The sequence below is a fragment of the Microbispora sitophila genome (assembly GCF_014892245.1).
GTDB classification, from domain to species: Bacteria; Actinomycetota; Actinomycetes; order Streptosporangiales; family Streptosporangiaceae; genus Microbispora; species Microbispora siamensis.
In genome coordinates, this window is record NZ_JADBGC010000001.1 from 518734 (window position 1) to 531224 (window position 12491).

The following is a 12491-nucleotide window of genomic DNA, read 5'->3' on the forward strand; positions in this document are numbered from 1 at the left end:
GGCCTGCCGGTCGGCCGCGAAATCCGTTTGACCGGCGCACGCACTGCCGACCACGATCAGGCGGTGAACATCGAGTTTCTGCGACTCTCACCCGCTGACGGAGAAGCGCTCGCCGACTTCCTGACACAGGAAGAGTGGCCGTACCACGCGGGGACGCAGGATCGGGCGACGGTCAGGCAACGGGTTGCCGACGGCTTCTACGACGGCGAGGAGACAAGAACGTTCTGGGTGCTCGTGAACGGTGAGCGCTTCGGGCTGGTCACGCTCCAGGATCTCACCGATGACACGCCCATCTTCGACCTGCGCCTAGGGCAGGCATGGCGGGGGCGCGGCGTCGGCACCAAGGCGGTGCACTGGCTGACCGGCTACCTGTTCACGGAGCTGCCCGGAATCTCGAGGATCGAGGGCACGACTCGCCAGGACAACCATGCGATGCGGGCGATCTTCCGCAAGTGCGGCTACGCGAAGGAGGCGCACTACCGGGAGGCCTGGCCGGCTCCGGATGGCACGTGTCACGACGCGATCGGCTACGGAATCCTCCGGCGCGACTGGCTTTCCGGCACGGTCACACCTCCCGACTGGCAAGACGAACCGGCGAGTTCCGACAGGTGATCAGCCGTGAAACACCGAGAACCACCCAGACCACTTCTCCCACGAGCGAGTCCTGATCACGATGGGCTGGAACCGCCGGAGCGGCTTCTCGTCGGGTGAGCCGCAGAGCTCGCGGTATGCCTCGTGTAGCTCGGTCGCTTGTGGAGACCGCCGTGCGACCAGTGCTCTGATCACCTCAGTTGCCCGCCAGTGGTGGGAAGGCACGAGGTGCGGGCTGGCAGCGGCGCGACGAGCCGCGCCACCCGGAGCGGCGCATCGCGGGTTTCCCGGGCGGCGCCCAGACGCGCCCAGGCGCGGCCCTCCCGCGGTCGCCCGGACGTACGCCGAACTGCCCCTGTGGTGCGATCCGTTGGGCCGCCTGGGATAGGGACAGGACTCGCCCGCCTGTGGCCGTCGCTGTGTTCCGTCTGATTCGCCGGATGTTTGGATGATCGCCTTCTTCGGCGGTACTGCTGGAAACGTTTACACGATTTCATGCGGGTGCTCCCCCGAGAGACCTGTGAGGAACGTGTGAACAGTTGTTGCGAGTCCGGTTCGCCCATCTCCCGTCGTTCGCTGCTGATCGGAGCCGGCGCAGCGGCCACGGCGTTCGCGCTGGGCACGCCGGCCTACGCGTCGGAGCGGGCTGCCGACCACGTGGCGGGCGATCTCATCGACGTCCAGCTGCTGAACATCACCGACTTCCACGGCAACCTGCGCACCCCCACCTCCTCGGCAGACGGCTACCTGCCGGACGCCGGGGGAAACCTCACCCTGCACGTCGGCGGCGCCGCCTACCTCGCCACACACCTGCGGCGGTTGCGGGCCGCTCAGAACTCGTTCTTCTTCTCCATCGGGGACAACTACTGCGGCGGAGAACCCCTGGACAACAAGATGCTCTCCGACGAGGGCCCGGTCGAGGTGCTGAACAAGCTCGGCCTGCAGTTCTCCACTCTGGGCAACCACGAGCTGGACTACGGAATCGACTATTTCCAGCGGCACATGGTCAAGGGCATCCCCATCGGCGTGCCCGGCCGGGACTCCAGTTTCCGCGACTCGACCGGGCGACGGTACAAGGGGCTGGGCTTTCCTTACTACTCCGCCAACATGGTGTGGCGGGAGACGGGGCAGCCCGTGCTGCAGCCGTACAACATCGAATACGTGACGGGGCCGGGCGGGCGCACCTACCCCATAGGCTTCATCCACCTCACGCTCGCGCACAGCCCGACAGGTTCCAGTTCCTACAATCCCGACCTCGACGGCCTGGAGCCGATCGAGACGGCGAACCGGTACGCGCGGATACTCAAGGACCGAGGGGTCAACGCCCTGGTCCTGTGCGTGCACGACGGCGCGCAGCAGGTGGACAACTGGCACGCGCCGATCAACGGCTCCACCATGGCGGCCGGCGGTCCGGCGCTCGAACTGGCGGCCAAGGCCGACCCGGACATCTGCGCGATCATCACCGGCCACTGGCACTGGTGGTTCAACGCGATGCTGCCCGACCCGGAGGGCAACCTCCGGCCCTTCGTCGAGGCGGGCCACGCCGGACAGATCATCAACGAGATCAACCTGAAGCTGGACCCGGCCACCGGCAAGGTGGTCCGGGACCTGACCAAGGCGACCAACCACCCGGTCACCCTCGACGTGCCCCCGGACCCGGAGATGCAGCGGATCGTCGACTACTGGACCGACCTGGGCAACCAGCGGTATGCCACCGTCGCGGGCCGGCTCACCGGTGATTTCACACCCACGCTGAACGCGAGCGGCGAGTCCACCATGGGCGACCTCGGCGCGGACCTGATGCTCTGGTCGGCGAACCGGAACCGCCAGGGCCGCGCCGACTTCGGCATGGTGGCGGCCAAGCCCGTCAGCGGCTCCAACGCGGTGGCGGGAAGGCTGCTGTTCGCCAAGGGCGCCAACTCCGCCGACCAGGATGGCGTGATCCTTTACGGGGAGGCGTACTCGCAGCTCGGTTACGAGAACCCGATCCTCACCGTCACGCTCACCGGCGAGCAGCTCCGGCAGGCGTTCGAGCAGCAGTGGCAGAAGCGCTCCAACGGGACGGTCGTGTACGGCCCGCTCGCGTTCTCCGCCAACGTGCGCGCCACCTTCGATGCGACCAAGCCGATCGGCCGGCGCGTCGATCCCGCGAATTTCCTCATCGACGGCCGGCCCCTCGACCTGACCAGGTCCTACCGCGTCGCCGGGCTGGCCTACACCCTCATCGGGGCCGACGGATACGGCGCGCTCGCATCCTTCACCGATCCATACCGGAACGGGCGCGATCACGAGGAGTTCATCGCCTACCTGCGCGAGCACGAGGAGATCAGCCCATCACGCCAGGACCGGGTGACCGTGATCACCTGATCGCCGCCCGTCGGGCGCTCGCCGGGCTGGTGGGCGGCCACGAGCCCGAGAGCGAGGTCGAGCCGCGAGGCCAGGGCTCTACGGGGCACTGCCGGACCGTCGTACTCCGGACGGACGAGCACCCCGCGAGCGTATGGCTCGGCCTCGGGTCAGGAATTCGCGGTCATGGGCCTGCCGCGCTCCTGCGGATCTTCATGGGGACGCCCGCCTGGCGATGTGCCCGCCGACGCCGGTGGGCGCCGCGTGCAGGCGGGGACGTGTGGCAGGGACGGTCACATGCCGAAGATCCTGCGGAGAAGCCGGCGGATGGAGCCGGAGCGCGGCTCGGCCCGGGTCTCCTGGTCGCGCGGATGGGCGGCGGGCACGGGTCGGGCCTCCCGATCAGGGGCGCCGGCCGCGGTGCCGGGCTTGTTCTGTACGAGCCGGCAGCCCAGCGAGATGTAAGCGCTCAACTGGTCGTAGTAGATGCGCCCGGTGACGAACCTGCCGTCCTCCACCGACCACATTCCACATCCCCTCCAAGAGACGGGGCGGCCGGTGCCGGGGATCACGGTGCCGTCCGGGAGCAGCATTTCCCCCGCCTGGGTTCCCGACGTGACCCATTCGACGGCGACGGTGTCATCGTGGACCAGCGTCGTGGTGACCCTGCTCGTCAGGTCGGGCACGGTGGAGAAGAACTGACCGAAATACCACTCGATCTGTTCGTGCCCCTCGACCAGGCCGACAGGGGTCACGAGAACGGCGTCCGGGTGGAAGCAGTCCAGAAGGCGCCGCTTGTCGTGTGTGCAGAGCGCCTCCGCGAAAGCGTCATGGATCTCCCGAGGATCGGGCATGGCTCCCCCTCGCCCTCACGGAAGCGTACTCCGGTAGTGAGACCGGCCGGTCTCACCGAGGGGTAAGGCCTTGCCCAAGGACGTCATCTCGGGACGATCGAGTCGAGCAGCTTGTCCCAGTCGGCGAGGAAGCGGTCGAGGTTGTAGCGGGCCAGCGCGGCAGAGCGAGCCGCCTTGCCCGCCTGTACGGCGAGTTCGGGCTCGTTGGCGTACCGGTCGAGCGCGCGCAGCAGCGTGGGCAGCTTGGTGGAGACGACCCCGGCCTCCGGCGGCACCGCCTCCACGGCCTCGGTGGTGGCGAGCGCGACGACCGGCATGCCGATCATCATGGCCTCGATCAGCGACAGGCCGAGCGAAGTCCAGCGGTAGGGGTGCAGGTAGACCCGGCGCCGGGCCAGCTCGGCGTGCATGGCGGCCTGCGGCAGATCCTCGAACACCTCCATCTCCCCGGCCAGGCCGAGCTTGGACGGCAGGTTCGTCACCTTCATGCCGAACACGTCGAGCGGGGCCGTCGCGGCGAACGTGGGCAGCAGATCGGTGCCCGCCACCCGCCAGCGCCTGATCGGCTCGTTGACGACCACGCCGGCCCGGGCGAGCTCGCCTGTGTAGAGGTAGCCGGGGTCGACGACGCCGTGCTCGATCACGTGGGTGGGGGCGCGGCCGGAGTCCCAGAACAGGTCGTTGAAGTGGGTGACGTGGACGATCGGGATGTCGTCGCGGTCGGCCAGCGGATGACGGGTCTTGGGCACGTCCCCCGCGGGCGTGTTGTGCTCGACATAGACGCCCGGCACGTCGCGCCCCAGCCATTCGCGGGCCAGGTCGAGCTCGTGCGGCCTCTGGTAGACGACCAGGTCGACGTCCTCCCCGGCCAGCCGGTCGTACGGGACCTCGCGCACGGCGTCGGGCCAGGGATAGGTGTCGGCACGGCCCCGCCCGTCGGGACCGCGGTCGGGGGTGAGCGGCACGAGATAGTCGTGTCGCCCGTGCACGAAAGAGGTGGTCCACGAACCGTGGACGTGCCAGACCATGATCTTCATCGCATCGCTCCCCGTCCGTCGTTCTGCCGACCTCGGAACACCGTGCCCTCCGCCCGCGGGCGCCTCACCCCCCTGCCCTGGTCATGCCCTCTTCATCCTCAGCTGTGAGCTGAATTCCCCCGAGCATCAGATCGAGCGCCGCGGCGAGGTCGGGCGCCACCTCGGGGGCGGCCGCCACCTCCTCCGGCAGCGTCACCGGGGTCGGCACGAGGATGCCTCGGGCGCCGGCGGCGCGGGCCGCCTCCACGTCCCGGCCGATGTCGCCGATCACCACGCAGTCCTCCGCACGCACGCCGAGCCGCCGGGCCGCGCGCAGCACGAGGCCGGGCGCGGGCTTGCGGCAGTCGCAGCGGTCGCCGTCGTCGTGCGGGCAGATCTCCCACACGTCGAACGGGCCGAGCAGGGCGTCCACCCGGTCGTTCACGGCGCGCAGGGCCTCCGGGGCGATCAGGCCCCTGGCGACCCCGGACTGGTTGGTCACGATCCCGACCGGGATGCCCTGCGCGCGCAGCCGGTCGAGCGCCTCCCGGGCCCCGGCGACGGGCTCCACCCGCTCAGGCTCACTGTTGTAGGGGACGTCGTGAATGAGCGTTCCGTCACGGTCGAAAAGCACCGCGGCGGGTGGACGGACGGACTGTGGCACGAGCGACCTCCTGCACGAATCGCCCGCCCGGCTACCCGGGGGACAGATCGGCAAACACCTGCCCGTAGTTACGCAGAGTAGCAGTTATTGAGTGCATCCCCCACTCACGTCGACTTCTCTACAAAGGAGTGTTTAGAAGCGCTTCTCTCGGTAACCAGACCTCCACTGCGCAACGGAGGGAAACCGATGCGGTTCTTGGGGATAAACGCGATTTTTCATGATCCAGCCGCCGCGCTGGTCGTGGATGGTGAGGTGGTCGCCGCAGCAGAAGAAGAGCGCTTCAGCCGTCGCAAGCACGGCAAGCGCCCGGTGCCGTTCTCCGCCTGGGAGCTGCCCGAACTGGCCGCCGCGTGGTGCCTCGAACAGGCCGGGCTGCGGCCCGAGGACCTCGACGGCGTCGCCTACTCCTACGACCCCGAGCTCGTGGTGCCCGGAGGGCCAGGGCAGGACGAGCGCTGGGAGGACCTGCGCACCACCTACGCGCGCCGCGCCCCCAACTTCCTGGCCACCGCGCTGCCCGGGCTCGACGCCGCCCAGGTGCGGTTCGTCCCCCACCACATCGCGCACGCCGCGTCGGCCGGGCTGGCCGCGCCCTACCGAGAGTCGGCGGTCCTGGTCTGCGACGGCCGCGGCGAGGCAGTCTCGCACCTCGCCGGGCACTACCGTGACGGCGAGCTGGCCGTCCTGGCGAGCCAGGCGCTGCCGCACTCCCTCGGGCTGATGTACGAGGACCTCACCCAGCACCTCGGCTTCCTCCGGTCGAGCGACGAGTACAAGGTGATGGCCCTCGCCTCCTACGGCGAGCCGCGCTTCCTGTGCGAGATGCGCGAGCTCATCTACGCCACGGGCGACGGCGGTTTCCGCGTCGAGCCGATCGACTGGAGCGTCTACGCCAAGGCGCTCGGCAAGGGCGAGAAGTGGACGGCCGACCACGCCGACCTCGCCGCGAGCGTGCAGGCCCGCCTGGAGGAGGTGCTGCTCGACCTCGCCACGTGGCTGCACGAGCGCACCGGGGCCCGCTACCTCACGATGGCCGGAGGAGTGGCGCTCAACTGCGTGGCCAACACCCGCCTGTTCGCCGAGGGCCCGTTCGAGGAGGTGTGGGTGCAGCCCGCGGCGGGCGACTCCGGCACCGCGCTCGGGGGAGCGCTGCACCTCGCCCAGGCCAACGGCGACCCCGTCACGCCGATGCCCGGCGCCGACCTCGGGCGGGGCTGGACCGACGAGGAGCTGGGCGCGTGGCTCGACGTGGCGCGCGTGCCGTACGAGCGCCCTGCCGACCTCGTCGCGACCGTCGCCGCCGAACTCGCGGCCGACCGCGTGATCGCCTGGTTCCAGGGACGCGCCGAGTACGGCCCCCGGGCGCTCGGCCGCCGCTCTCTGCTCGCCCACCCCGGCAACCCCCGCAACACCGAGCGGCTCAACGACGTGAAGGGCCGCGAGCAGTTCCGCCCCATCGCCCCGATGGTGCTGGCGGAACGCGCCCCCGTGATCTTCGGCAGGGGCCCGATGTCGAGCCCGTACATGCTGTTCGTCCACGACGTGCGGCCGGAGTGGCGCGACCGCATCCCCGCGGTGGTGCACGTCGACGGCACCGCCCGGATCCAGACCGTCGAGCGCGGACGCGACCCGCTGCTGGCCCGGCTGCTCGAGGAGTTCGAGGCGCGCACCGGGCTGCCGGTGGTGGTCAACACGAGCCTCAACACGGCCGGCCGCCCGATGGTGGACGACCCCCGCGACGCGCTGGAGTGCTTCGGCTCGGCCCCGGTGGACGTGCTCGTCCTCGGTCCGTACGTCGTGCGCAGGGGGGCGGTGTTCGCCGGATGACGACTGAAATGATCCGGGAGACGAACCCGGCTCCCACCGGGGAGCCGCACCAAGAAACGGGGCCGGCGGTCACGGTGGTGATCCCGACGATCGGGCGGCCGAGCCTGGCCGCCACGCTCGCCGCGGTCGGCTCAGGTCCCGAGATCCTCGTGGTGGACGACCGGCCGGGGGAGAGCCCGGAGCCGCTGCCGGTGCCCGGTCACGTACGCGTGCTCAGGTCGGGCGGGCGTGGCCCGGCCGCCGCGCGCAACGCCGGATGGCGGGCCGCGACGACGCCGTGGGTGGTGTTCCTCGACGACGATGTGGTGCCGGGCCCGGACTGGGTCCGCGTGCTGACGGAGGACCTCGTCCACCTGCCCGAGGACGTCGGCGGGAGCCAGGGACGGCTGCAGGTGCCGCTGCCGGCGGGCCGCCGCCCGACCGACGCCGAGCGCAACACCGCCGGGCTGGCCGGCGCCGACTGGATCACCGCCGACATGGCCTACCGCAGGACCGCCCTGGAGGCGGCCGGCGGGTTCGACGAGCGCTTTCCCGGTGCCTACCGCGAGGACGCCGACCTCGCGCTGCGGGTCGAGCGGGCCGGGTTCGCCCTGGTGAAGGGCGAGCGCCTGACCCGCCACCCGGTGCGCGACGACGGCTTCTGGTCCAGCGTGCGCTTCCAGCGCGGCAACGCGTCCGACGCGCTCATGCGTCACCTGCACGGCCGCGACTGGCGGGCGGCCATCGGCGGTCATCCGGGCAGGCTCAAGCGGCACGCACTCACCACCGGCATGGGCCTGCTCGCGCTCACGCTCGCCGCCACCGAGGGTCGCCGGAGGCGACTGGCCGCCGCCGCGGGACTGGCCTGGCTCGGCCTCACCGCCGAGTTCGCCTGGGCGCGCATCGCCCCTGGCCCGCGTACGCCGGAGGAGATGGCGCGCATGGCAGTGACCAGCGTGGTCATCCCTCCGGTGGCCTGCGCGCACCGGATCAGAGGCGAGGTGAAGGTAAGGACGGGCAAGGCGGGGAGGCGCTCGTGATCGGGACCGCTCTGGTGGTGCGGCCCGACAACGCGGGCGACGTGCTGCTCGCGGGGCCCGCCGTGCGCGCCGTCGCCGCCGGGGCGCGGGAGGTCGTGATGCTCGCCGGCCCGTACGGCAGGGCCGCGGCCGAACTCCTGCCCGGCGTCGACCGCGTCCTGGAGTGGCGCGCCCCGTGGATCGACCCCGACCGGATGCCGATGACCTCCGAGCACGCGGCCCGCCTGGTGGAGCAGGTCCGCGCCGTCGGCCCGGACGTGGCCGTCGTCTTCACATCCTTCCACCAGTCGGCGCTGCCGACGGCCCTGCTGCTGCGGCTGGCAGGAGTGCCGAGGATCGCCGCGATCAGCGAGGACTACCCCGGCTCCCTGCTCGACGTGCGTCACGTCGTGGACGAGAGCGTGGACGTCCCCGAACCGGAGCGGATGCTCGGCCTCGCCCGCGCCGCCGGCTTCGACCTCCCGCCGGGCGACGACGGGCGGCTCGCCGTGCGCGGTCCGCTGCCGGACGTGGAGCACCTCACCGGTCCGCCCGGCTACGTGGTGGTGCACCCCGGCACGACCGCGCCGGCCAGGGCCTGGCCCGCGGAGCGCTGGGCGGAGGCGGTCGAGGCGCTGCTGGCCGCGGGCGAGCGGGTCGTCGTCACCGGCAGCCCGGGCGAGCGGGCGCTGACGGCGATCGTCTCCGGTCCCGCGCTCGATCTGGGCGGGGCGACCACGTTCGCCGAGCTGGCCGCCGTGCTGGCCGGGGCGTCGGCGGTGGTCGCCGCCAACACCGGCCCCGCCCACCTCGCGGCGGCCGTCGGCACGCCCGTGGTCAGCCTGTTCGCGCCGGTCGTGCCCGCCGCTCGCTGGGCGCCGTACGGCGTGCCCACGGTGGTCCTCGGCGACCAGGGCGCCCCCTGCCGGGGGAGCAGGGCGCGGATCTGCCCCGTGCCCGGCCATCCGTGCCTGACCTCGGTCGGCGGGGAGCAGGTGGTCGACGCGGTGCGCCGCCTCGCCGCGGTCGACGAGGCCGTGAAGGAGAGGGTGCCATGAGGATCGCCCTGGTGTCGGAGCACGCCAGCCCGCTGGCGACCCTCGGCGGTGTGGACGCCGGCGGGCAGAACGTGCACGTCGCGGCGCTGGCCCTGGCCCTGGCGGAACGGGGCAACGAGGTCGTCGTCCACACGCGGCGAACCTCCCCCGACCAGCCGGACGTCGTGCCCATGGCGCCCGGCGTCACCGTCGAGCACGTGCCGGCCGGGCCTGCGGAGCCGCTGCCCAAGGACGAACTGCTGCCGCACATGCCGGAGTTCGGGGCACACCTGGCCCGCGGATGGAAGGCCGAGCCGCCCGACGTGGCGCACGCGCACTTCTGGATGAGCGGGCTGGCCACGCTGACGGCCGCGGAGCCTCTTCACATCCCGGTCGTGCAGACCTACCACGCGCTCGGCACCGTGAAGCGGCGCTGGCAGGGCGAGGCCGACACCAGCCCGCCGGGCCGGATCGCGATCGAGCGCGACATCGGCCGCCGGGCGGTCGCGGTCATCGCGACCTGCTCCGACGAGGTGGGGGAACTCGTCGCGATGGGCGTGCCGCGCGACCGGATCACGGTCGTGCCGTGCGGCGTCGACCTCGGCCTGTTCCGCCCGGACGGCCCGTCCGCCCCGCGCGGCGACCGGCCCCGGGTGCTGAGCATCGGGCGCATGGTGCCGCGCAAGGGAGTGGACACCGTCGTCCGCGCCATGCGGCAGGTGCCCGGCGCCGAACTCGTCATCGCGGGCGGCGACCCGGGCGACGAGGAGAGCACGCGGCTGCGCACGCTCGCCGACGGCCTCGGCCTCGGCGACCGGGTCCGGCTGATCGGCAGCGTGAGCCGGGCCGAGGTGCCGGCCCTCATGCGCTCCGCGGACGTCCTGGTGACCGTGCCGTGGTATGAGCCGTTCGGAATGGTGCCCCTGGAGGCCCTGGCCTGCGGGGTGCCGGTGGTCGCCTCGGCGGTCGGCGGCCACCTCGACACCGTCGCGGGATGCGGCGTGCTCGTGCCGCCCCGGCGGCCGCGTGCGCTGTCCCGCGAGCTCGGCGACCTGCTGGCCCGGCCCGGCCTGCGGGCGGCGCTGTCGGCCGCCGGGGCCCGGCGGGCCCGTGCCCGCTACGGCTGGCCCAGGATCGCCGAGCAGACCGAGTCCGTGTACCGAAACCTGGCCGGCGGGTGCCTGGGCACCCTCGCCGCCGCGGGAGGCTGAGCGATGCATCCTCATCTGGCCCGGCTGAGCACCGCGCTGACGGCGGTGGACCCGGAGACGCCCAAGATCCACGCCTGGGGCTACAAGCTCGCGGCCGTGCTGAGCGGCGGCGGGCGGCTGCTCGCCTGCGGCAACGGCGGTTCCGCCGCCGAGGCGCAGCACCTCACCGCCGAACTGGTCGGGCGCTACCGCGCCGACCGGCGGCCGTACGCCGCGATCCCGCTGCACGGCGACACCTCGTCCCTGACCGCCATCGGCAACGACTTCGGCATGGCCGAGCTGTACGCGCGGCAGGTGCGGGCGCACGGCCGCCCCGGCGACGTGCTGATGTGCCTGTCGACCAGCGGGACGAGCCGCAACGTGACCGAGGCGGCCGAGGCCGGCCGCGAGTGCGGCCTGACGACCTGGGCACTGACCGGCCCGGGGCCGAACCCACTCGCCGAGCTGTGCGACGAGGCCCTGACCGTGCCCGCGGACGACACCGCGACCATCCAGGAGGTGCATCTCACGGTGATCCACATGCTCTGTGACGTGATCGAGAAGGCGGTCGCGTGAGCGGACCGCTTGTCATCGTCGGAGACTCCCTGCTCGACGTCGACGTCGAGGGCACCGCCGACCGGCTGGCCCCCGACGCCCCCGTTCCCGTCGTGGAGGGGCAGGCGGAGCACCACCGGCCGGGCGGCGCGGGGCTCGCGGCGCTGCTGGCCGCCCGCGACGGCACGCGGGTCGTCCTGATCACCGCCATGGGCGACGACCCCTCCGGCCGCTGTCTGGAGGGCCTGCTGTCGCCTTCTGTCGAGATCGTGCGGCTGCCGCTGCGCGGCACGACCGTGCGCAAGACGCGGGTCCGCGCCCGCGGGCAGACGCTGGTCAGGATCGACACCGGCGACGGGCGGGCCATGGGTCGGCCCGGCCAGGTCGCCTCCGCCTCGGCGTTCGCCCGCGCGGCCGACGCCCTCGCCGCGGCGAGCGCGGTCCTGGTCGCCGACTATGGGCGCGGCGTGGCCGACCTGCTGCGTGAGCCGCTGCGCGGGCTCGACGTGCCGCTGGTCTGGGACCCCCATCCCCGGGGGTCGCTGCCCGTGCCGGGATGCGCGCTGGTCACGCCCAGCGAGGCCGAGGCCCGTGGCATGTGCGAGGAGCCGTACGTCTCGCCGGAGCGCACCGCCCGCAGGCTGGTGCGCGACCTCGACGCCGAGGCCGTCGCGATCACGCTGGGCGAGCGCGGCGCGATGCTGGCCCGCCGTGGCGGCAGGTTCGGGCCGGTCCCCGTCCCGCACGTGGCGGCGGGAACGGACGCCTGCGGCGCGGGTGACCGGTTCGCCGCGGCGGCGGCGCTCGCCCTGGCGGACGGCGCGTCCACCGAGGACGCCGTCGCCCGCGCGGTCGGCGAGGCCACCAGGTTCGTGGAGGAGGGCGGGGCCGCCGCGCTGCGCCTGCCGCGCCCCGCCGCCGAGTCGCCGGTGCCGTTCGCGCCCGGCGCGTCCGCCTTCGAGGTGGCCGCCGCCGTACGCGCCGCAGGAGGTCGCCTGATCGCGACCGGCGGGTGTTTCGACCTGCTACACGCCGGGCATGTGAGCCTGCTGCGGCGGGCCCGGGCGTTAGGCGACGCCCTGGTGGTCTGCGTGAACTCCGACGACTCGATCCGCCGCCTCAAGGGACCGAGCAGACCGCTGGTGAGCGAGCGCGACCGGGTCGAGGTGCTGCGCGCGCTCGGTTGCGTGGACGCGGTGACGGTGTTCGACGAGGACACGCCGTCGCAGGTCATCGAGCGCCTGTGCCCGGACGTGTGGGTGAAGGGCGGCGACTACGACGAGCGGTCGATGCCGGAGGCCGAGGCCGTACGCCGGGCCGGCGGGGAGGTCGTCATCCTGCCGACGGTGCCCGGCTACTCCACCACCGGCCTGATCGCCGCCGCCCGAGCCGCTTCGTGACTTCGGCCGCCTA

General features: G+C 72.6%; 11 protein-coding genes. 8 read left to right on the top strand and 3 right to left on the bottom strand.

Features of this window, described 5'->3' with window-relative positions; all coding sequences use genetic code 11:
* Positions 1-63: 63 nt before the first annotated feature.
* Positions 64-612 carry a GNAT family N-acetyltransferase gene (locus IL992_RS02375; protein ID WP_193201792.1) on the top strand — a complete coding sequence of 183 codons (549 nt, stop codon included), beginning with the start codon at positions 64-66 and terminating at the stop codon, positions 610-612.
* Positions 613-1086: 474 nt separating this feature from the next.
* Positions 1087-2958 carry a bifunctional metallophosphatase/5'-nucleotidase gene (locus tag IL992_RS02380; protein WP_226872072.1) on the top strand — a complete coding sequence of 624 codons (1872 nt, stop codon included), beginning with the start codon at positions 1087-1089 and terminating at the stop codon, positions 2956-2958.
* Between the two features lie 272 nt (positions 2959-3230).
* Here the strand turns inward: IL992_RS02380 and IL992_RS45760 are convergent, their stop codons facing one another.
* The 3 genes from IL992_RS45760 to IL992_RS02390 all read right to left on the bottom strand — a co-directional run bounded on the left by IL992_RS45760 (position 3231) and on the right by IL992_RS02390 (position 5471).
* Entirely contained in the window at positions 3231-3791 is a 561-nt protein-coding gene (locus IL992_RS45760; protein WP_226872073.1) for an ester cyclase, read from the bottom strand.
* Positions 3792-3874: 83 nt separating this feature from the next.
* Positions 3875-4828 carry a glycosyltransferase gene (locus IL992_RS02385; protein WP_193201620.1) on the bottom strand — a complete coding sequence of 318 codons (954 nt, stop codon included), beginning with the start codon at positions 4826-4828 and terminating at the stop codon, positions 3875-3877.
* Between the two features lie 64 nt (positions 4829-4892).
* Positions 4893-5471: a D-glycero-alpha-D-manno-heptose-1,7-bisphosphate 7-phosphatase gene (locus IL992_RS02390; protein WP_319018277.1), complete on the bottom strand. Its 579-nt coding sequence runs from the start codon at positions 5469-5471 to the stop codon at positions 4893-4895.
* Positions 5472-5657: 186 nt separating this feature from the next.
* Between IL992_RS02390 and IL992_RS02395 the strand changes: the two genes are divergently transcribed.
* Genes IL992_RS02395 through rfaE2 form a run of 6 tightly spaced genes read left to right on the top strand, consistent with a single transcriptional unit; the run spans position 5658 to position 12478 of the window.
* Entirely contained in the window at positions 5658-7298 is a 1641-nt protein-coding gene (locus IL992_RS02395; protein ID WP_193201621.1) for a carbamoyltransferase family protein, read from the top strand.
* Entirely contained in the window at positions 7295-8317 is a 1023-nt protein-coding gene (locus IL992_RS02400; RefSeq protein WP_226872077.1) for a glycosyltransferase family 2 protein, read from the top strand. The genes IL992_RS02395 and IL992_RS02400 overlap by 4 nt, the downstream gene beginning before the upstream one ends.
* On the top strand, positions 8314-9354 hold the full coding sequence (locus IL992_RS02405; RefSeq protein WP_193201622.1) for a glycosyltransferase family 9 protein: 1041 nt from the start codon (positions 8314-8316) through the stop codon (positions 9352-9354). Before IL992_RS02400 ends, IL992_RS02405 begins: the two co-directional genes overlap by 4 nt.
* Positions 9351-10544, top strand: a complete 1194-nt coding sequence (locus IL992_RS02410; protein WP_193201623.1) for a glycosyltransferase — start codon at positions 9351-9353, stop codon at positions 10542-10544. Before IL992_RS02405 ends, IL992_RS02410 begins: the two co-directional genes overlap by 4 nt.
* A 3-nt stretch (positions 10545-10547) precedes the next feature.
* Positions 10548-11099 (top strand): D-sedoheptulose-7-phosphate isomerase, encoded by a 552-nt coding sequence (locus tag IL992_RS02415; RefSeq protein ID WP_030512289.1) that lies wholly within the window; start codon positions 10548-10550, stop codon positions 11097-11099.
* Positions 11096-12478, top strand: a complete 1383-nt coding sequence (gene rfaE2 / locus IL992_RS02420) for a D-glycero-beta-D-manno-heptose 1-phosphate adenylyltransferase (RefSeq protein ID WP_193201624.1) — start codon at positions 11096-11098, stop codon at positions 12476-12478. Before IL992_RS02415 ends, rfaE2 begins: the two co-directional genes overlap by 4 nt.
* The last annotated feature ends 13 nt before the right edge of the window (positions 12479-12491 follow it).